Source organism: Bradyrhizobium sp. 149 (assembly GCF_023073915.1).
Lineage (GTDB): Bacteria > Pseudomonadota > Alphaproteobacteria > Rhizobiales > Xanthobacteraceae > Bradyrhizobium.
In genome coordinates this window covers 266279-285083 of the sequence record NZ_JADPKK010000013.1, presented here as the reverse complement: position 1 = coordinate 285083, position 18805 = coordinate 266279, and the positions used below count along the sequence as shown (strand labels likewise).

Genomic DNA, 18805 nt, shown 5'->3' with positions numbered 1-18805 from the left:
TAGCAACTCTCGATAAATCGCAAGTGATTGCCTTCCGCTTAATTCGCGGAAAATTGACCCAAAAATCTTCGCAATTGGCGGTCTCGTAAATTTTTGATTGACGTCCACGCCCGTGTTTCTGCCGGCACGCCCATCCACCATTTCGAAACCATGCGGATCGCGGTGAAACCTTGTGTTCACCATCCTCGCCGATGACGTCGTCAAATCGCTTAAAAGTCTCCGCGATGACACCGTGTCCGGCGGCAGGCTGCATCGCCTTAGCACTCGTTTAAGGTCGCTCTGACACGGTGGCTCAACGATAAGGAGGCGTTCCGGCGCGTCTTCTCGACGAGTGAGCCGAAGCGCGAGACCCGTGACAGTTTTGAGTATCATCCGCGATTGTCTCGATGCGCTGCTGCATCCCTCCGCGCGTTACGACGCGCTGACGCGAGCGCGCCATCGTGCCTTCATGGCCCCGCGGCTGCTCGGCAGCCTGGCCGCCTTTGCCGCATTCCCGGTCTATCTCGCCATGCGCGGCGCGCCGAGCGCGATCGAGGTCGCCGCCTTCGCCTGGCTGATCGCGCCCATCCTGCTGTCCTGGTTCCTGTCGCGCACCGGACGTTACGAAGGCGCGCATGTGCTGTCGTCACTGGCGCTCGCGGGCCTGATTATGGCGGTTGCTGTTACGACCGGCGGCATCGAATCATTCGCCGCGATCTGGTTGGTCGTGGTTCCCCTCGAAGCTGCGCTGTCGGCCTCGCGCCGCGTCGCGGCCTTCGCCTCGCTGCTCGCACTCTCCTGCGCCGGCATTCTGATCCTCGTCAGCCAGCTGGGCTGGCTGCCGATTGCCGATACCAGCGCCGCGGAACGCGGCGTGCTGATGGCGTTCGGCGTCGCATCGGCAACGCTCTATGCCGCGGGCCTCGCCTTCGGCGCGGAATCGCTCGCGCGCACCAGCGTTGCGCTGCTGCTGCGTGAGGAAGAGCGTTACCGCCTCCTGGCGCGAAACATGAGCGATGTCATCTCGCGGCATCAGCGCAACGGCGCGGTGCAGTTCATTTCGCCGGCGGTGGAAGCCATGCTCGGCATGCCCGTCGCGCAGCTGCTCGGCCACGGCCTGTTTGATCGCGTCCACGTCGCCGATCGCCCGGCGTATCTGACGGCGCTGTCCGATGCCGCGCGCGGCGACGTGCGCAGCGTCGAGTTCCGGTTGCGCCGGGAGCGTGTCGGCTCGGAGCGTGGCCAGGTTGATTTCATCTGGGTCGAGATGCGCTGCCGCCCGCTCGATCAGGATATGGGAGGTGACGCCACGCGCGAGGCCGATGTCGTCGCCGTGATGCGTGATGTCACCGACCGCAAGCTCGGAGAGCTGGCGCTCGATCAGGCCCGCGACGCCGCCGAGGCGGCCGACGCCGCCAAGACGCGCTTCCTCGCCACCATGAGCCATGAGCTGCGCACGCCGCTCAACGCCATCATCGGCTTCTCCGAGATGATCGCGCAGGAGCAGACCTTGATGCTGGGCGCGGCCCAGCGGAGGGAATACGCCCAGCTCATCAACGATTCCGGCCAGCATCTGCTCTCGGTCGTCAACGGCATCCTGGACATGTCCAAGATGGAATCCGGCAATTTCGAGATCGCATCGGAGCCGTTCGCGCCGCGTGCATCATTGATCCATTGCTGCAATCTGCTGGCGCTGAAGGCGCGGGAGAACGGCGTCGACCTCGTCACCGATGCGCCGCAGGACCTGCCTGTGATGACCGGCGATCCGCGCGCCTTCAAGCAGATCGTGCTCAACCTCGTCGCCAACGCCGTCAAGTTCACCGAGCGCGGCGGTCAGGTCACCGTAACAGCCGCGGTGTCGGGCTCGCAGCTTGTGCTGCGCGTCAGCGACACCGGAATCGGCATTGCGCCTGACGATCTCAAGCGCATCGGCGCACCGTTCTTCCAGGCCGGCAAGACCTATCAGCGCCGTCACGAAGGCACCGGCCTCGGACTTTCGATCGTGAAGAGCCTCGTGGCGTTGCATCTCGGTGAATTGACGGTACAAAGCAGGCTCGGCGAAGGCACCGCCGTCACGGTCAAGCTGCCGCTCGTCTACATGCCGCCGCAAGCCAACGCTACTGACGGCAAGATGTCTGACAGCAGGGCGAGCGAGAGCAAGATCGCGACCTTGATGCCGGTGCTGCGCCAGGAACTTCAGGACCATCCTCACGACCAAGTTCAGGACCAACCCGCTCCGGTGAAGAAAAGTGCCTAAGAAGTCTGCCAAGGACGAAGCCGCTCCGCGCCGCCGTGGCGCCAAAGCCGCGGTCATCGACGTCGAGACCGAGCGCAATCTCGTGCTGCGCGTGCTGCTGCATAGCCCCAAGGATACGCTGGCCGGTCTCGTCGCGATTGCCGCCATCAGCGCGATCGTTGCCAATGCGCTGTTCCTCCAGACCGGCCGGCATCCGGCGCCGATGTTCGGCACTGTGATTAATCTGCCTGCGCCGTCGTCCCTGTCGCTGTCGAACCCCTTGCCGCGTCCGCGTCCGGTCGGCGCCGATACCTCGCCGCTCGAGCCGAGAGCGACGGAGTTTCGTGCCGAGCCCAAACCTGCCGAGAAGGCGCCGGACAAACCCGTCGAAGCGACTGCATCGACGCAACGCTCCGGCGATCCCATGACCAATCTGGTCAAGCAGACGATTTCGGCGCCGCCGTCCGTCGCGCGTCCGCCGGCGCCGATTCCGGTGCAGCAGAGCCCGGCGGCGCGGCGCATTGCCGGCGTGCAGCGCGCGCTGTCCGAATACGGCTACGGGAATTTGAAGGTCACGGGCGCGATAAGCGGCGAGACCCAGGCCGCGATCCAGAAATTCGAGCGCGAGCACAAGATGCAGGTCACTGGTCAGGTATCCGACCGCTTGCTGCGCGAGCTCGGCGCCGCGATCGGCCATCCCGTCGAATAATCGGCTTGATTATGCGAAGGCTGGTGCTGATTGCAGCACTGGCTTATCGTGCGCTCATGCGTTTGAAATCAAACATCTGGGTCTCAGCCTATCTGCGCCGGTGCCAGACCGAGGGCGTGTTCGGCGCCGTGCGCCGTCGCGGCGCGGAGGAGGCGGGTGCGGTGTTCGTGAAGGTCTCGCTGCTCGACGGCAATGCTATGCTCTACGTGCCGGCGCCGCAGACCTCTTACGACGACGGCCGGCCGGTCGATCGTTTCTTCGTGCCGCTTGCTCCGCAGCCGATGCCGGAGCGCGCGGTGGAGGAGCGCCTGACCAAGGAAATCCGCTTCGATCCGGATGCGTGGATCGTCGAGACCGAAGACCGCGCCGGGCGGCATTTTCTCGAACTGGCGAAGACCTAACGATCCGCCGATCCGCCGCTGCCCGTCCGCACCGCAGGCGCGGAGCCCGGCTGCACTCCAGGTCGCGACTGGCTGGATGCGCCGCGCGCGCGCTGGCGCTCGCTGTCGTGCAGCGACGGCTGGTATTTTGCGCGGGTGACGGCGAGCGTCGAGCCGCGCCAGGCGGCCAGCATCACCAGCGCCGAGCGATCGCTGAGGCGATCAAAGAGCCGCGACAGCCGGTACACGTCGGTCACGGAGTTGCCGATCTCCGGCTTGAAGAACAGCAAGATGCGCTGGAACACAGGACTCGGCATGTCGAGCGCGCGCGCGGCGACCGCGAGCGCTTCGCCGCTTGCATCGTCGACGATCTGAGCTGCGACGCGCGCGGGCAGGATCAGGCTGTCGCTGAGCTCCAGCGTGAAATTCTCGACATCGCGTGCGATCGCCGCCATCTCGAGGATCTGGATCGCGCGCTTGGCGCGCACGGTCGGAATCCGCGGTGCGGCCTTCAGCGGGGTCTGCGCCAGATTGTGCAGGATCAGCGCGCGCTCGGAGGCGCCGGCGCGGAAGAACATGTCGTGGATCTCGGCTGCGTCCGTTGGCTGCATCGCCATGTTCGAGGCCATGCGCTGCTCGGCCTCGCTTGGCGTGCGAACCGGCGAGAGGGCGGGCGGCGGTGCAGGGATTTCGCGCGCGAGCGGAACCCTGCGGCCCTCCTGCGCGGCCGACAATCCGAGCTTCTGCATGATAGGAGCAGGCGTCGACGGATAGATCGCAAGCCGCGCCTTGACGGCCGCGCGCGTCGCGTCGTCGACCTGGTCAATCAGCCGCGTGGCGAGTTCGACGAACTGGCGCTGCTCGTCATCGCTGTGGGTGCTCGCCTGAACATAGAGGTCGGTCAGCACGCGCAGCAGCGTCGGACGAACATCGACGCCTTCGCGACGGGAGAGGTTCATCAGCCCGTCGAATCCTGGAAACAGCGACTTGGTCATGGAGAGATACGCGACCTGGAAGAGATACTCGCCGCCAGCCTATCGCAGGCTCCTTTAAAGGCTCGTTAAGGAAAACGAGGCGTGAAGCCGGACGCATGCTTTGAAGCATTCTCGTGCCGCAACGGGACGACGGGTCCGGCCCGTGCGGTTACGGCCCCGCCGGCACGTTTACACCCCGTTAACCATGAACTGATCTTAATGATCCCATGTTGCAGAGGCGCGCCGGGTCGCGCGGCAATAGAAGAGAGCTGATATGGGGACCATCATCGAATTTCCGGCCGGTCGCCGGGTGGGTGCGTCGGGGGACGTGGCTCCACGCGAGGGCATGGGAACGATTTTGATTCTCCCCGTGATCCGCATCGAGCGCGAGAGCGACCAGACCAGCGGCGATCACGGGCCGGAGCAGGGCACAGCGCCGGGACGCCGTCGTCGTCGCCGCTAGGCTTTCGGCCTTGCCATGCCGGAGAACCTCCGCCAGATCCGCACCGTCGCAACGGCCAGCGTGCTCGCACTGCTGGGCGCGACTCTCGCCGCCTGTAGCGGCGGCGATTTCGGCCGGACCCGCGCGGACATGCGCAGCGACGACATGCATCGCTGGCTGGGCGCGGAAGTCACCTCCAGCATCGGCCTGAAGCCATCGCAATTCCAGCTCACCGACGAAGAGCGCCAGCTTCGCGACCTCGCCTATCCCCTGATCGAGCCGCCGCTGTCGCGGCCCGCCTGGAAGAGCGTGTTCGGCGACTACAAGGCGCTGCCTTCGCCGTGGCGGCAAAAGATCGTGTTCGACCGCACCATGTACGGACGCACGCTGATCGACGAGCCGCACCGTTCGCATTCCTCGCGCTATGCGCAGCTGATCGAGGACGTGCGCAACGACATCACCCGCTTCGAGCCGTTCTTCGGCTCCGCGATCCGCGTCATCGACCTCGACAAGAAGCGTAATGCCAGCATGGCGCGCGTCTCCTCTCTCTCGCCGAAGGAGAAGGATGACGCGGTCGAGCGCATGCAGGAGAATTCGCTGATCATCCAGTGGGTGCAGCAGTGCCTCGAGCAGCGCGTCTCCTCCTATCGCTGGGGTCTGGAGCGGCTGGTGATCCAGGCGCCCGACGCCATGGCCGCGGATGCCGACCGCCTGATCGGCGAGCTCGCCGCCCAGACCGCCAACCCGCCGGTCGCGGCCCAGCCACCCTACGGCCGCGCGGTGGTCTCCAAGGGCTGATCGCGGCAGAGCTGCTACTGCCGCCTCGGCATGGCGCGGTCCAGGAATTCGAAAAGCCTGTCGCGTGAGTCTTCGGTCAAATCTGGCCGAAAATGATACTCGACGTGATGGCCGCGGATGTCGATCTTGCTGAAGCCATGCAGTTGCTGACAATCCCAGCAATGCGTCGCGTCGGGATAAAGGTGCCACTCCACAGGCAAGCCGCTTCGTTTGAGAACCTCAAGCCTGTTGATGCATTCCGACGCGGGCGTCTCGGTGTCCGCATCACCCATCAACACCAGAAGCGGCCGCGAGACGTCCGAATTGAGCAGATCGAACGGCGGCCGTTCTTTCGGCGTGACCCGGAAGCAGCCGGGATAGAAACTTGCGACAGCCGCAAAGCCCGAGTCGAACTTCAGCGCGCCGACGTAGTGAGGACTTGCGGCGAGCAGCCCTGCCATCGCTCCCCAGGAGAAGCCGACGAGAGCGATGCGTGTTCTCTCGACATAGGTCTGCCGACGGAGATGCTCCGCGGCTTGCAGGGCGTCCCTGGCACCGCGGAAGAAATTCACGCCATTCTGCGGTCCAAAGCAGACGCTCTTGACGTTCCGCGATTTGAGGCTGTCCACAAGCAGGACGACGTAGCCGCGGGAGATGGCGGTACGAGCCCACACCGCGATGGCCTGATTCAGTCCGGCGCACTGGTGCAGGAGGACAATGGCGGGAAACGGGCCCGTGCCGTCCGGCCTGATCAACGCCATCCGCGGCGATGCAAGCCGGTCGACTGTCTCCGCCGCCTCGGGGAGAACCAGATCCTGGGCGATTGTTGCTCCGCGGTAGATGGCCTCGGGCTCCCACACCGCAGCTTTCCACTCCGGCCCGTCGATGGCGGCCGCCCCGCCGCCGCACCAAACCGCAGCCAGTGCTGCAAGCAGCCCGACTAGCGTGCGCCGGCTCCGTGGTCGCGCGGACCCTGGGAACCCGTTGCGGCTGCCGCTAACCCTAACCGCGTTGAGCATCCCCGAACCACACTGATTGGCGCTTGTTCTCCCAACCTATAGGGATAGGATTATCAGATTGCTCGAAGTCGTTTCTGGAAAAAGGTCTTTCATCATGAGTCGAGACGCCGGGAATCCGTTTGAAAGCCGTCTGGATTTTACGCTGCCGCGCAGGCTGCTGACCCTTGCCATTTTGCTGGGATCGACCGGTGCCGCCGCCGCCTTGACCAAGGAGGCGGCGATCGAGAACTGCCGGATGACGATCGGCAAGCCGATCGTACAGGGCTGTATGCGCGCCGGCGGCGGGCCGGCGGGCGGCGCCAATCTCGAAGCCTGCCGCGCCAAGGCGTCGCCCCAGGTCAGGGCCTGCGTGCTCGCAGCGCTCAATGCCGCGAACGGCCGCGCCAACGTTGCCGTCGAGCTTCCGAGGGAGGTTGCGCCCAAGCTGGACCCGGGCACTGCGCGACCAAAGGACTTCATCGCGCCGCCGCGCAGTATCTCCGACATCACCGGGATTCTCGATGGCGACAAGCCGGACGAGAAGATGCTGGCGGAGCTGAAATCGGACGCGGCGGCTACGCCCACAGGCAAGGAGTCGCGGCAGGATCTCGCGCAGTTCTACTTTGATCGCGCCAACGCCCGTTCGCAGCTCGGTCGGCTCGCCGAAGCCACGGCGGACGCCGACAAGGCTGTGGAGGTGGGACGCGGAGCGGTCAGCCCGAACATGCTGGGGCGAATGATGCAGCTCCAGTCGCAGCAATATGCTGCCGCCGGTGATCCCAAGCGCGCGCTCGAGATCATCCAAAAACTGTTGCGCGAAACGGCTAGTCTGCCGGGCGCCAAAGGATACCAGTTCAACGCAAACCGCGCGATCGCCGCCATCCTCATTCAGATGGGCGACATCGCGCAGGCGGAAGCCTATATGCGTCGCAGCCTCAGCGCGATCCAGGAGGCGCGCACCAGCGGACTTCCCGGGTGGCGAGCCTCCTATGCGAGGTTCGGCCAGAGCTGGGAGGGCGAAATCGAGATTTCCCGTGGCATGATCTTCGAAGCGCGGGGGCAGTTCGCCGAAGCGGAAGCCGCCTATCGCACCGCGGAGGTTCGCAAGCGCGCCGGCAACAAGGGTGTGTTGGAGTCGGAGAATCCGCCGGCCGAGACCCTTCTGCTGCAAGCGGTCGACAGCACCGTGCTGAATCAGGCGCGCATGAAGGCAAGACAGGGAAGGCTGGCCGAAGCCGAGGTCGACGCGCGTCGGGCGCTGTTGTCGCGTTTGAAGGACACCGGCAAGTACAATCCCGTGACGCCGCGCTATGTCGTCGGTTTGGCCAGTATTCTGGTCGATGAGGGCCGGTACGACGAAGCCGAGAAGCTGGGCCGTGTCGCCCTCGAGATCAACAAGACGGTAGGTGTTCCGGACGACTCGCAAGCGACCGTGCAATTGCTTTCGCAACTCGCGGGCATCCTGAATCTTCAGCGCAAAAACGCCGAGGCGAACGAAATCTTCGCCAGGATCGACAAGGCAATCGCCAATTGGGAGCCACAGCGGCGCCAGGTGATCGAGCTCAATCCGGCGCGCATCATGTCGCTCTACGGTTCCGGTCAGTTGGAGGCCGGCATTGCGGTCGCCGAGCAGCTGGTCAAGAAGCAGGTCGGTCGTGTCGGTGAGAGCCATTTCGATGCCGCCTCCGCGCGGGGCACGCTGGCGATCGGCATGATGCGCGCACGGCGCGATGCCGATGCGATCCGCGAGTTCAAGGCGTCCATCCCGATCATGATGGCGAATGCGAATGAAAATGCCGATGACGAAAACACGAGCGTCGTGGCGGCGCGCAGCCAGCGGCTGCAGGCAATTGTCGAGAACTACCTCCTGCTGCTCGCGAGGTCGGAGGGAAATCGCAGCGGTACGGGAGAAGAGACGTTCAGTCTGGCCGATGCCATTCGTGGACGGTCGGTGCAGCAGGCGCTTGCGGCCTCAAGTGCCCGCGCAGCAGCAAAGGATCCTGCACTGGCCGAACTCGTACGCAAGGAGCAGGACCTGACCAAGCAGGTCAACGCCCAGCTCGGGACGCTCAACAACGTGCTTGCGCTTCCCTCGGCGGAGCGTGATGAGAAAGGCGTCCAGCAGATACAGGCATCGATCGCGTCCATGCGTGGCGAACGGGACAAGGCACGCCAGGAGATCAAACAGAAGTTTCCGACGTATGCCGATCTCGTCTCGCCCAGGCCGCCTAGCGTTGCAGACATCCATGCGACGCTTGCCGACGACGAGGCCATGCTGTCTTTCTATTTCGGTCAGAACGGCAGCTTCGTCTGGGCCGTGCCGAAGTCCGGGCCGGTGGCCTTCGCAGCCGTCAAGGCCGGCATTGGCGAGGTCGAGACGAAGATTCGCAAGCTGCGTGAGGCGCTCGAGCCGCAAGCCGCGATGATCTCGGATATTCCGCCGTTCGATCTCAAGCTCGGCTACGAACTCTACGATCTACTGCTCAAGCCGGTCGAGAGCGGATGGAAGCCCGCAAAGAAGCTGATCGTCGTCACCAACGGCGCGCTAGGCCTGCTGCCACTCTCGCTGTTGCCGACGGCACCGGCCGAGGTCGCTCAAGACGAAGACCCGTTGTTCGTCGGCTACCGCAACGTACCATGGCTGGCCCGCACCCATGCCGTATCAACCGTGCCATCGGCTGCCGCTTTGCGGACACTGCGGCAATTGCCGCCTGCCAAGTCCGGCAGAGGCGACCTGGTGGCATTCGGCGACCCCTACTTCAACAAGGAACAGCAGGCCGAGGCGGAAGGCGGAGATGTCAAGGTTCAGGTCGCCGACGCCGGCGGGAACGTCACCCGCGGCGGGCCGCTGAAGCGTCGCAACAGTCCAAAGCTCGATGGCGTCGATAGCGCCGAACTGGGTCTTCTGCCGCGACTGCCCGACACGGCCGACGAACTGAAGTCGATCGCGCTGGCGTTGCAGGCGGATCCCTCCAAGGTGCTGTTCCTCGGCAAGAGTGCGACTGAGAATGCAGTCAAGACGATGAATCTCTCCGGGTTCAGAATCCTGGCGTTCGCCACCCACGGGCTGGTGCCGGGCGAACTCAATGGATTGACTCAACCAGCGCTCGCCCTGTCTTCCCCCGCGGTGACCGGAGAGGGCGGGGATGGCCTGCTGACCATGGAGGAGATTCTCGGCCTCAAGCTCGACGCTGACTGGGTGATCCTGTCGGCCTGTAACACCGGCGCCGGTGCCGGTGCGGGTGCCGAGGCCGCCTCGGGCCTCGGTCGCGCGTTCTTCTATGCCGGAACGCGTGCGCTGCTGGTGACGAACTGGTCGGTGCATTCGCAATCGGCCCGGCAGCTGGTGACAGACCTGTTCAAGCGGCAGGCCGACGATCCAAAACTGTCGCGCAGCGAAGCGCTGCGCGAGGCGATGATGGCCCTTGTCGATGGCCCCGGCTATCTCAACGGGGAAGGCAAAACCGAGTTCGCCTATGCGCATCCACTGTTCTGGGCGCCGTATACGATCATCGGCGACGGCGGGGTACGCTGAGTCAGGGAAGGTTTGGACGTAAATGAAGCGGAATATTTTGCTTGGATTGATTGCGGCGGGTCTCCTGTATCCGGGCGCGTCGAGGGCGACACAGCTGATTACCGAAGAGGAAGCCAGGCTGCCGCCGCCGAAAGGCGCGATTGCCGCCGATCGGCGCGGCATCTTGCGCGGACCAAAGGTGGAGTTCGTCTCGCCCGGCGACTCCGTCAGCTCGCCGCTTCGGCTGGTGTTGAAGTTTGAATCCTATGGTGGGGCCAAGATCGATCCCGATTCCGTCAAGGTGATCTTCCTCCGCACGCCGAACGTCGATTTGACGGCCCGGATCAAACCCTTTGTGCAGGCTGACGGCATCAACATGCAGGACGCGGAATTGCCGCCGGGCGAATATATTGTTCGCGTCGACATCAAGGATAGTGATGGCCGGCCGGGGACGACCATCTTCACCTTGAAGGTTGCGCCCAAGTGACATGTCCTTACTGCCAATCGGGGAACGCGGTTGGCGCGCTGGTTTGTGCATCCTGTGGGCGTGACATCGCCGTCCCCGCCACCTTGATCGCGGAACGGGACGACCTTCTGCGCAAGCGGGATCAGCTACGCGATGAACTGAGGCGCGCGAGAGACGAAATCGAGGGCATCATGCGGCGCAGGAAGTCGCGATAGCAATGGAATGTCCGTTCTGCGCCGAGACGATCAAGGATGAGGCGATCGCTTGCAGGCATTGCTCGCGCGACTTGCGTGTCGTGCGGCCGACGCTGCGGGAAATCGACGATATCGTCACCGACCTGGACAAGCTGAGACGCGAGCTCGATCGGGTCAATGCCCGCCTGGAGCGACACAAGAACCCGCTGCGATATTTCGCAACGCACGCGGTGCTTTATATTGTCATTCCATCGCTGCTGCTGACGATCACGCATATTCTCGTGACCATCACCTTCAACCTTTCGCCGATTCCGCTTCGGATCGCCTCGATCATCATCCCGCTCCTGTTCGGGTTCCTGGCGTACCCGCTGCATAGGGTGTCCGCGCTCGCCGCGTTCATGCTGGCGTTGCTGGCCGCGGGCGTCAGCATCCTTTCGATGCTGACGGTCACTGGCATCCACGATCGTGTTCCGATCCTGCCGACGGTGTGGGTCGAATGGCGGGAAGTGTTCGAATACGGCGCGAGCATCCTGCTCGCTTTCGTCTCCGGCAACATTCTGGGTGTCGTGATCTTCCAGGTGTTACCGCGCGTGCTCAGCCAGGGTGGCAAGCCGAATGCGTTTGCCTTCCGGGTGGCGCGGCTGCTCGGGCAACATGTCGGCGAGGAACAGCTGCGACGCCGTGCTCGCTTGATCCAGGACCTCATGCAGACCGTCGGCCCCTTGGCCGGCGTCGCCGCAACCGCGGTCGGCTCCATCTACGCCGGATTGAAGGGCTTGCTCGGATAGCTGCTGCACATTGATCGCGCGCCCGTCAGCGCTGTCCGTCATGCACGGAAATCGCGGATGCCGCGAGGCCTCCGATGCGCGCGTGCGGCCGGCCGCCGGTCGCCATCACGAGCCCGAAGGCGATCTCGTCGCGCCGTGGCGAATCCCACAGCGTCATCTCGGCGGTTCCGAAATGGCTGCGGACATAGGCGGCGTGGATATGGCCGAGCGGGACCATCAGGCGCGTGCCCGGGCCCCCGACGGTCTTTGCCGCCGGGACGATCGCCTTGGGATGCCCCAGCACCTCGCGCATGCCGTGGCCGCCGGCCTCGTGCCAGACGGCGCCGTGCTCGAGTTCGCCGTCCTCGCCGACGATGATGCCCTTGCCATAGGCTTCGACCTGCGCCGCGCCGCCGAGCTGCGCGATCAGCCGCGTTGCAAGCTCACGCCCGAGCTCGCGCAAGGACGCCTGAAACGGCATCAGATCAGGTTCGAAGCGGCCCGCGAAGGGATTGCGGATCACCGCAATAGCCGTTCCGACCAGCAGCGGCTTCTGCAGCCGGGGACCGCGCTCGTGCCAGATGGTCTCGACGCTGAGCGCGGTCTTGCGGATGTCATAGGACACATCTTGGGCCGACATGCGCTGGCTCTAGGCTTCGTCGACGACGGGATTGCGCAGCACGCCGATATTCTCGATCTCGACCTCGACCACGTCGCCGGGCTTGAGGAAGACCGGCGGCTTGCGGGTGAAGCCGACGCCGGCCGGCGTGCCGGTGGCGATGACGTCGCCGGGGACGAGGTCGAAGATGGTCGAGCTGTACTCGATCAGCCGCGGGATCGAGAAGATCAGCATCGAGGTGTCGGAGGATTGCACCACCGTGCCGTTGACGCGCGTCTCGAGCTTCAGTTTGGTGGGGTCGCCGATCTCGTCCGGCGTCACCAGCCACGGTCCGAACGGGCCGGTGCCGACGAAGTTCTTGCCGGAGGCGATCTGCTGGGCATGACGCTGCCAGTCGCGCACGCTGACGTCGTTGTAGATCGAGTAACCCGCCACGTGGTCCCAAGCGTCTGCCTGGCTGATGTGACGGCCGCCCTTGCCGATGACGACGGCGAGTTCGCCCTCCCAGTCGAAATTGTCGGAGACTTTCGGCCGGATCACCGGCGAGTTGTGCGCGACCTGGGAGCGCCAGACCCGGAGGAAGATCGGCGGAAATTCCGTAATCTCGCGCTTCATGCCGAACGCCACAGCTTCATTGTGGTGGTCGAGATAATTGCGCACGGCGCAGACGATCTTCTCTGGACGCGGGATCACCGGTAGATATTTGAGATCGCTCAGCGCCATCGTGGGCTTGTGCCCGGCGACGATGGCGTCGCGGCGGGCGTAGTCGTCGCTGCCGAGAAAGTCCGCGAGCGTCGGGTACTGGGGCAGGGCGCGGCCGAGATCCACGACGCCATTTTCGACAACGGCGCCCCAGCTTTCCCGATTTCCGTCCAAGAACGACAGCAGCTTCATGATTTAGGCCCTAGGTTCGTATTTTCGATCTTTTCTATTATTTTCGAAAATGCGGCGAGACGCAAGCCCACGGCGCGAAAAAGCCGGTGTCGCCCTATTCGGCATCGAGCAGGTGCCCGGCGTAGGTTGCGACGTTGTCGGCGGTCGAGCGGATATGCGTCTCGATCAGCTGCACCGCGAGATCCGGATTGCGCGAGATGGCGGCCTGCATAATCGCCTGGTGCTCGCCGGCCTTGTCGCGGGGGCGCGGCCGGAAATTGGCCGACAGATGCCGATAGCGCTCGGCGCGATCGAACAGCTCGGCGCGAATGGCGAGAAGGGTCGCGGAGCCGCAGGCGGACACCAGCGCTTGGTGAAATTGGCGGTGGGCGATCTTCCATTCGGGATCACGCAGCGGGTGTTGGGGATCGCGCTGCTCGATCCGCTTCAATCGGTGCAGGGTCGAGATGACGGCGATTTCCCAGTCGTCGTCGCCCCGCTCGATCGCGCGGCGGATCAATTCCACCTCGATCAGCACCCGGGCATCGGTGACCTCCACCAGATCCTGGCGGCTGACCGGCGCCACGCGAAATCCGCGCTGCTCCTGCGCGTCGACCAGGCCTTCGGCGGCGAGCGCCGTCAGTGCCTCGCGCAGCGTCGTGAAGCTGACGCCGAATCGTTCGCGCAGGACATCGAACCGCAGCGGCTCGCCCGGCGTCAGGCCGCAGGCAATGATCTCCTCCCGCAGCCGATGGGTGATGTCGGCGGCAATGGTCTTGCCGAATTCCTTGCGGGGGCGGATGGCGCTATCGGGCATGATTTCTGCCATTGAATCGATGACTCAAGATGCCGTGCTAACGAGCATCTTGCAATAATTTTCGTAAACGATATGATTTTCGAAAATATGGACTTGGGAGGCGAGTGACAGACATCATGAGAGCGGTGCTGGTGCGGCAGCCGGGTGGGCCGGATGCACTCGAAATGGTCGAGCTTCCGGTGCCTGTGCCCGGACGCGGCCAAGTGCAAATCCGGGCCGAGGCGTTCGGGGTGGGGCAGCCCGATGTGCTGATCCGCCGCGGCGTCTACAAATGGATGCCGCCGCTGCCGGCCAATCCCGGCAATGATGTCGCCGGCCGCATTGCCGCGCTCGGGCCCGGCGTCGAGGACTTCAAGATCGGCCAGAAGGTGCTGCTGAGCGCGCGCGACCTGTCGCAGCGCGGCGGCTGCTATGCCGACTATGTGGTCGCGCCCGCGGACGCCATTCATGCGCTCCCCGACAATGTCGATCTGCAAGCGGCCGTGTGCCTGTCGAACTATCAGGTGGCCTACGCGCTGCTGCACGAGTGCCGCCATCCGCGCGCACCGGCGAGCGTGCTGGTGATCGGGGCGGCCGGCGGCGTCGGCACCGCGCTGGTGCAGCTCGCCAAGCTCGCCCAGATGAATGTCATCGGCACGGTCTCCGCCGAAGAGAAAGCCGCGTTCGCGCGCGGCAACGGCGCCGATCAAATCATCTATTACCGCCGCGAAGATGTGGTGGCGCGGACCCGCGAGCTGACCAACGGCGAGGGCGTCGGCCTCGTGCTCGATCACGTCTGTGGGCCGGAATTCACGGGCTATCTCGGCGCGCTCGGAAAATGGGGGACGCTGCTGTCGTACAACGCGTTCGCCGGATTGCCGGAAGAAAACCTGATGGCGGCGATGCGCGACTATCTCGACATCTGCCCGGCAATACGCTGCTTCTCCTTCCACATCTACGACCACGATCGCGACGGGCGTCGCGCGCTCATGCGCAACGTGATCGACGCGCTGAGCCGCAACGCCATCAAGCCGGCTATCTCGGCGGTCCTGAAGCTCGACGACGTCAGACAGGCGCACACGCTGCTCGAGCAGGGCTCGGCGCTCGGCAAGATCATCATGACGCCATGAGGGGGTGGATTGCACGATGACGACACAAGCACCCATTGCACGCTTCACCCGGCTCCGGCACGCGAGCTTTGCCTCGCCCGATCCCGAGCGGCTGCTCGACTATTATCGCGCCGTGATCGGTCTTGGCCTCGTCGGCCGCGACGGCAACCGCATCTTCCTCGCCAACGACTCCGAGCAGCTTTCACTGGTGGTCGAACCTGGCGACGCGGCGCTGACGAGCATCGCCTTCGAGATTTCACCGGATGTTTCGATGGAGGCGTTGGGCGCTGCGCTGAAGCAGGCCGATTTGCGGTCCGAACTCCAGACCGATCCGATGCCTGGCGTTTCCAGGCTGCTGTCATTCACCGACCCCGAAGGGACTCGCTTCGAACTGATTCAGGGCTGGACGCCCACGCCCGCGCAGGAGCGGATCGGTGCGCTCGCGGTCACCAAGCTTGGCCACGTCGCCCTTCGCACGCCCGATCCGCGCGGGGCTTGCGAGTTCTACGCCAACGTCATGGGCCTGCGGGTCTCCGACTGGATCGAGGACCGCTTCGTCTTCATGCGCAGCGGCTATGAGCACCACACGCTGAACTTCGCCCGCGCGCCCGGCCACGGCCTTCATCATGTCGCGTTCGAGCTGCGCGGCCCAACCCATATGCAGCAGGCGTGCGACCATCTCGCCCGGCACAAGCTTCCCGTTCTCTGGGGACCGGTCCGTCACGGCCCCGGTCACAACACGGCGATCTACCACCGCAATCCCGACGGGCATCTGGTCGAGCTGTTCCACGACCTCGACCGCATGACCGACGAAGAGCTCGGCTATTTCGAGCCGCGTCCCTGGCATCGCGATCGACCGCAGCGGCCAAAAGTCTGGGTCGGCCTGCCGCGCGACGTCTGGGGCATGCCGCCATCGCCTGAATGCACCGAGTTCGCTCGCTAGTGGATTCAAGCTCGACTTGAAGAATGCCGCCTCGTGGCGGCCAACGACATAAAAATCAAAAGGGAGGACGCATCCATGCGACGGATGAAGCGGCTTGCTGCGGCGATTTTTCTGCTTGGCGTTTTTCTTGGCTGTTTTCTTGGCGGTTGTCTCGCGACCACCCCGGCATCGGCCGACAATTATCCGTCGCGCCCGATCCGGCTGCTGCATGGATTTGCCGCCGGCGGCGCAGCCGACGCGCTGTCGCGCATCATCGCCGACGGGCTCTCGAAAAAACTGGGACAGCCGATCATCGTCGAGGCCAAGCCGGGCGCCGGCGGAAACATCGCCGCGGACGCCCTCGCGAAAGCGACGCCTGACGGTTACACGCTCGGGCTTGTCACGGGCGCTCACGCGATTTCCGCGGCCACCTACAAGAGTCTTTCCTACCAGCCGGCCGACAGCTTCGAGATGATCTCGACACTGGTCTATTACGCGCTCGTCATTGCGGTGCGTAGCGACTATCCGGCGAAGTCGCTCGGCGAGTTGATCGCCATGGCCAAGGAAAAGCCCGGTGCGCTCAGCTTCGGATCGGTCGGTTTCGGCAGCACGCATCACCTTGCAGGCGAGCTGTTGAACGCGACCGCCGGCGTCGAGATCGTGCACGTGCCTTATCGCGGCGATTCTCAAGTCATCACCGCGCTGCTCGGCGGAGAGGTTCCGGTCATCGTCGGCACGCCCGTCCTGCTCGCCCCGCAGATCCAGGGCGGCGCCATCCGCGGCCTGGCGGTGACCTCGCCGATGAGCACCGCATTGTTGCCCGACGTGCCGACGGTTCAGGAAGCCGGCATCAAGGGATATGACGTGCGCACCTGGGCCGGCCTCCTGGCGCCCAAGGGAACGCCGCCCGCCATCATGGCCGCACTCAATGCGGCGACGCACGATGCACTTGGGGACCCCGAGCTCAAGCAGCGCCTGGAGACGGCCGTCGGCGGCGAGGTCCGCGGCAGCTCGCCCGATGAGATGAAGACCCTGATCGAGACCGAGGTCGCCAAATGGAGGGGTGTGGTTGAGCGGGCCAAGATCCCGAAGATCTGATCCGGAGGCAGATGGCGGCGTCTCGGCCCCTTATCGCGCCTCGACCACCTCGCCGTCCTCTTTCACGAACCGGCCGACGGGATGGTCCAGGAGATCGATGACGGCTTCCGAAGGCCTGCACAGGCGTGTGCCCTTGGGCGTCACCACGATCGGACGATTGATCAGGATGGGGCGCGCGAGCATCTGGTCGATCAGTTCGTCGTCGGACCATTTGGGGTCGTCGAGGCCGAGCTCGTGATAAGGAGTGCCTTTCTCGCGCAGCAGCTCGCGAACGGAGATGCCGAGGGCCTTGACGAGCTCGACCAGCTTTTCGCGGGAGGGCGGCGTCTTCAGATATTCGATGACGATGGGCTCGACGCCGCTCTGCCGGATCATCGCCAGCGTGTTGCGCGAGGTGCCGCAAGCGGGGTTGTGATAGATCGTGACGCTCATCGAATCGTCTCCGCGAGTGGAACAGGGCCGGCCGCGCGGGACTGTCCGAGCAGCCAGTTCATCAGCAGCATGCCGGCGAACGCTCCGCACAGCTCCGCGAGAATGAACTCCGGCAGGTCAACCGGGCGAATGCCCGCGAACGTGTTGGTCAGCGACCTTGCAGTGGCCACCGCCGGATTGGCGAACGAGGTCGAGGCCGTGAACCAATAGGCGGCCGTGATGTAAAGGCCCACCAGCCAGGGGACCGACGTCCGCTGAAACCGGATCCCGGCCAGGATCGTGGCGATCAGCCCGAAGGCGGCGACGGCTTCGGCGAACCATTGCGGTCCTCCGGTTCGCACCTTCGCCGAGAAATCGAGCAGAGACAGTCCGAACATCAGATGCGCCGCCATCGTTCCCGCGATGCCGCCGGCGACCTGCGCAATCACATAGAGAGCGGCTTCGTTGACCGGCAGCTCGCGCTTGCCGGTGAAGACGAGGGTAACCGCCGGGTTGAAGTGCGCGCCGGAGATCGGACCGAGGATCGTGATCAGGACGACGAGGATGGCGCCGGTCGGCAACGTGTTGCAGAGGAGTGCAAGGGCGACATCCTTGGTCAGCGTCTCCGCCATGATGCCGGAGCCGACCACCGTGGCGACGAGAATGCCCGTGCCAAGCGCTTCGGCCGCGAGGCGGCGCGGAAGATCGAATTGATCAGGCACGGCTTCGCTCCTTTCGTCTCGGCTTGCAGCAGGATTGCAGGGTTTCGACGATGGGTGCGCAAACCTCCGGCCGTCCGCCGCAGCAATCGCGCAGCAGGAACACCGCGATGTCGCGAAATTCGACGAGATTGGCCCGGTAGATGATCGAACGGCTGTGCCGCTCGGAGGTGACGAGGCGCGCGCGGGTCAGGATCGACAGATGCGCCGAGAGCGTGTTCTGCGGGACCTCCAACAGTCGGGCGAGGTCGCCCGCAGCGAGACCATCAGGCTCGTGCCTGACCAATGCCCGGAAGGCCTCCAGCCGGGTCGATTGGGACAACGCGGCGAGCGCGAGGACGGCTTCTTCGGTTTCCATATATCCAGACTTATGGAATTGCGGCGAGGCCGTCAATCTGGAATTCTAGCCGACCGAACCAGTATTCCAACATTCTAGAAATATGGTTTGACAGTTTGCCATCGGCAGGCGGATGATGGTGATCATGAAGATCGATGACGCAGCAGCGCGCCTCGAAGCCCTGGGTAACCGGACGCGGCTCCAGATCTACCGCGCGCTGGTGCGGGCAGGGCATGCAGGCATGCCGGTCGGCCGCCTGCAGGACAAGCTGAAGATTCCGGCCTCGACCTTGTCGCATCACATCAAGACCCTGGTCTCGGTCGGCCTCGTCAGCCAGGTCCGGGAATCGACGACGCTGGTCTGCCACGCGAACTTTGACGCGATGCGGGGCCTAGTCGATTTCCTGGCCGCCGAGTGCTGTGCAGACGAGGCCGGATGCAAAGCCGCGCAAACGGCGGCCTGATTTTTTGATGAGTTATTCGATG

At 64.5% G+C, this 18805-nt stretch carries 20 protein-coding genes; 12 read left to right on the top strand and 8 right to left on the bottom strand.

The window, feature by feature from the left end; translation table 11 throughout:
- Positions 1-352: 352 nt before the first annotated feature.
- Genes IVA88_RS06765 through IVA88_RS06755 form a run of 3 tightly spaced genes read left to right on the top strand, consistent with a single transcriptional unit; the run spans position 353 to position 3325 of the window.
- On the top strand, positions 353-2236 hold the full coding sequence (locus tag IVA88_RS06765; protein ID WP_247496505.1) for a PAS domain-containing sensor histidine kinase: 1884 nt from the start codon (positions 353-355) through the stop codon (positions 2234-2236).
- Positions 2229-2924, top strand: coding sequence for a peptidoglycan-binding domain-containing protein (locus IVA88_RS06760; RefSeq protein WP_247496504.1), 696 nt, complete (start codon positions 2229-2231; stop codon positions 2922-2924). The genes IVA88_RS06765 and IVA88_RS06760 overlap by 8 nt, the downstream gene beginning before the upstream one ends.
- Positions 2925-2980: 56 nt before the next feature.
- Entirely contained in the window at positions 2981-3325 is a 345-nt protein-coding gene (locus IVA88_RS06755; RefSeq protein WP_247496503.1) for a DUF1491 family protein, read from the top strand.
- Here the strand turns inward: IVA88_RS06755 and IVA88_RS06750 are convergent.
- Positions 3322-4299: a DUF2336 domain-containing protein gene (locus tag IVA88_RS06750; protein WP_247496502.1), complete on the bottom strand. Its 978-nt coding sequence runs from the start codon at positions 4297-4299 to the stop codon at positions 3322-3324. The two genes, IVA88_RS06755 and IVA88_RS06750, sit on opposite strands and share 4 nt — an antisense overlap.
- Positions 4300-4552: 253 nt before the next feature.
- Here IVA88_RS06750 and IVA88_RS06745 point away from each other — a divergent pair, with 253 nt between their 5' ends.
- Together IVA88_RS06745 and IVA88_RS06740 are read left to right on the top strand one after the other, a co-directional pair.
- Positions 4553-4741 carry a hypothetical protein gene (locus IVA88_RS06745; RefSeq protein WP_247496501.1) on the top strand — a complete coding sequence of 63 codons (189 nt, stop codon included), beginning with the start codon at positions 4553-4555 and terminating at the stop codon, positions 4739-4741.
- A gap of 15 nt (positions 4742-4756) precedes the next feature.
- A complete protein-coding gene (locus tag IVA88_RS06740; protein ID WP_247496500.1) occupies positions 4757-5518 on the top strand; it encodes a hypothetical protein in 762 nt (253 codons plus the stop codon).
- Between the two features lie 14 nt (positions 5519-5532).
- Here IVA88_RS06740 and IVA88_RS06735 read toward each other — a convergent pair whose 3' ends face one another.
- Complete coding sequence (locus tag IVA88_RS06735; protein ID WP_247496499.1) at positions 5533-6357, bottom strand: dienelactone hydrolase family protein; 825 nt, start codon at positions 6355-6357, stop codon at positions 5533-5535.
- 253 nt (positions 6358-6610) lie between these two features.
- Here IVA88_RS06735 and IVA88_RS06730 point away from each other — a divergent pair, with 253 nt between their 5' ends.
- From IVA88_RS06730 to IVA88_RS06720, 3 genes are all read left to right on the top strand, one after another.
- The gene (locus tag IVA88_RS06730) at positions 6611-10030 is read left to right on the top strand and encodes a CHAT domain-containing protein (RefSeq protein WP_247496498.1); all 3420 of its coding nucleotides are present in this window, start codon (positions 6611-6613) and stop codon (positions 10028-10030) included.
- A gap of 22 nt (positions 10031-10052) precedes the next feature.
- A complete protein-coding gene (locus IVA88_RS06725) occupies positions 10053-10496 on the top strand; it encodes a hypothetical protein (RefSeq protein WP_247496497.1) in 444 nt (147 codons plus the stop codon).
- A gap of 274 nt (positions 10497-10770) precedes the next feature.
- The gene (locus IVA88_RS06720) at positions 10771-11457 is read left to right on the top strand and encodes a hypothetical protein (RefSeq protein ID WP_247496496.1); all 687 of its coding nucleotides are present in this window, start codon (positions 10771-10773) and stop codon (positions 11455-11457) included.
- A gap of 25 nt (positions 11458-11482) precedes the next feature.
- Here the strand turns inward: IVA88_RS06720 and IVA88_RS06715 are convergent, their stop codons facing one another.
- The 3 genes from IVA88_RS06715 to IVA88_RS06705 all read right to left on the bottom strand — a co-directional run bounded on the left by IVA88_RS06715 (position 11483) and on the right by IVA88_RS06705 (position 13745).
- A complete protein-coding gene (locus IVA88_RS06715; protein WP_247496495.1) occupies positions 11483-12076 on the bottom strand; it encodes an amino acid synthesis family protein in 594 nt (197 codons plus the stop codon).
- 9 nt (positions 12077-12085) lie between these two features.
- Entirely contained in the window at positions 12086-12949 is an 864-nt protein-coding gene (locus tag IVA88_RS06710; RefSeq protein ID WP_247496494.1) for a fumarylacetoacetate hydrolase family protein, read from the bottom strand.
- Between the two features lie 94 nt (positions 12950-13043).
- Positions 13044-13745, bottom strand: a complete 702-nt coding sequence (locus tag IVA88_RS06705) for an FCD domain-containing protein (RefSeq protein WP_247496493.1) — start codon at positions 13743-13745, stop codon at positions 13044-13046.
- Positions 13746-13849: 104 nt separating this feature from the next.
- Between IVA88_RS06705 and IVA88_RS06700 the strand changes: the two genes are divergently transcribed.
- The 3 genes from IVA88_RS06700 (at position 13850) to IVA88_RS06690 (ending at position 16853) form a co-directional block, all read left to right on the top strand.
- The gene (locus tag IVA88_RS06700) at positions 13850-14854 is read left to right on the top strand and encodes a zinc-dependent alcohol dehydrogenase family protein (RefSeq protein ID WP_247496492.1); all 1005 of its coding nucleotides are present in this window, start codon (positions 13850-13852) and stop codon (positions 14852-14854) included.
- Positions 14855-14870: 16 nt separating this feature from the next.
- On the top strand, positions 14871-15776 hold the full coding sequence (locus IVA88_RS06695) for a VOC family protein (protein WP_247496491.1): 906 nt from the start codon (positions 14871-14873) through the stop codon (positions 15774-15776).
- Positions 15777-15851: 75 nt separating this feature from the next.
- A complete protein-coding gene (locus IVA88_RS06690) occupies positions 15852-16853 on the top strand; it encodes a tripartite tricarboxylate transporter substrate binding protein (RefSeq protein WP_247496490.1) in 1002 nt (333 codons plus the stop codon).
- A 30-nt stretch (positions 16854-16883) separates the two neighbouring features.
- On the opposite strand, the gene arsC is transcribed toward IVA88_RS06690, so the two are convergent.
- The 3 genes from arsC to IVA88_RS06675 are packed head-to-tail and all read right to left on the bottom strand — an operon-like array spanning position 16884 to position 18341.
- A complete protein-coding gene (arsC, locus tag IVA88_RS06685; protein WP_247496489.1) occupies positions 16884-17285 on the bottom strand; it encodes an arsenate reductase (glutaredoxin) in 402 nt (133 codons plus the stop codon).
- The gene (locus IVA88_RS06680; RefSeq protein WP_247496488.1) at positions 17282-17986 is read right to left on the bottom strand and encodes an MIP/aquaporin family protein; all 705 of its coding nucleotides are present in this window, start codon (positions 17984-17986) and stop codon (positions 17282-17284) included. The genes arsC and IVA88_RS06680 overlap by 4 nt, the downstream gene beginning before the upstream one ends.
- Positions 17979-18341: a metalloregulator ArsR/SmtB family transcription factor gene (locus tag IVA88_RS06675; RefSeq protein WP_247496487.1), complete on the bottom strand. Its 363-nt coding sequence runs from the start codon at positions 18339-18341 to the stop codon at positions 17979-17981. The genes IVA88_RS06680 and IVA88_RS06675 overlap by 8 nt, the downstream gene beginning before the upstream one ends.
- Before the next feature lie 124 nt (positions 18342-18465).
- On the opposite strand from IVA88_RS06675, the gene IVA88_RS06670 reads away from it, so the two are divergent.
- A complete protein-coding gene (locus IVA88_RS06670) occupies positions 18466-18783 on the top strand; it encodes a helix-turn-helix domain-containing protein (RefSeq protein ID WP_247496486.1) in 318 nt (105 codons plus the stop codon).
- Positions 18784-18805 lie beyond the last annotated feature (22 nt).

Bases quoted from the DNA above. Each gene is read 5' to 3' on its own strand.
- IVA88_RS06755 (WP_247496503.1), top strand. From the start codon at position 2,981: ATGCGTTTGAAATCAAACATCTGGGTCTCAGCCTATCTGCGCCGGTGC.
- IVA88_RS06750 (WP_247496502.1), bottom strand. From the start codon at position 4,299: ATGACCAAGTCGCTGTTTCCAGGATTCGACGGGCTGATGAACCTCTCC.
- IVA88_RS06745 (WP_247496501.1), top strand. From the start codon at position 4,553: ATGGGGACCATCATCGAATTTCCGGCCGGTCGCCGGGTGGGTGCGTCG.
- IVA88_RS06740 (WP_247496500.1), top strand. From the start codon at position 4,757: ATGCCGGAGAACCTCCGCCAGATCCGCACCGTCGCAACGGCCAGCGTG.
- IVA88_RS06730 (WP_247496498.1), top strand. From the start codon at position 6,611: ATGAGTCGAGACGCCGGGAATCCGTTTGAAAGCCGTCTGGATTTTACG.
- IVA88_RS06725 (WP_247496497.1), top strand. From the start codon at position 10,053: ATGAAGCGGAATATTTTGCTTGGATTGATTGCGGCGGGTCTCCTGTAT.
- IVA88_RS06715 (WP_247496495.1), bottom strand. From the start codon at position 12,076: ATGTCGGCCCAAGATGTGTCCTATGACATCCGCAAGACCGCGCTCAGC.
- IVA88_RS06710 (WP_247496494.1), bottom strand. From the start codon at position 12,949: ATGAAGCTGCTGTCGTTCTTGGACGGAAATCGGGAAAGCTGGGGCGCC.
- IVA88_RS06705 (WP_247496493.1), bottom strand. From the start codon at position 13,745: ATGCCCGATAGCGCCATCCGCCCCCGCAAGGAATTCGGCAAGACCATT.
- IVA88_RS06695 (WP_247496491.1), top strand. From the start codon at position 14,871: ATGACGACACAAGCACCCATTGCACGCTTCACCCGGCTCCGGCACGCG.
- IVA88_RS06690 (WP_247496490.1), top strand. From the start codon at position 15,852: ATGCGACGGATGAAGCGGCTTGCTGCGGCGATTTTTCTGCTTGGCGTT.
- arsC (WP_247496489.1), bottom strand. From the start codon at position 17,285: ATGAGCGTCACGATCTATCACAACCCCGCTTGCGGCACCTCGCGCAAC.
- IVA88_RS06675 (WP_247496487.1), bottom strand. From the start codon at position 18,341: ATGGAAACCGAAGAAGCCGTCCTCGCGCTCGCCGCGTTGTCCCAATCG.
- IVA88_RS06670 (WP_247496486.1), top strand. From the start codon at position 18,466: ATGAAGATCGATGACGCAGCAGCGCGCCTCGAAGCCCTGGGTAACCGG.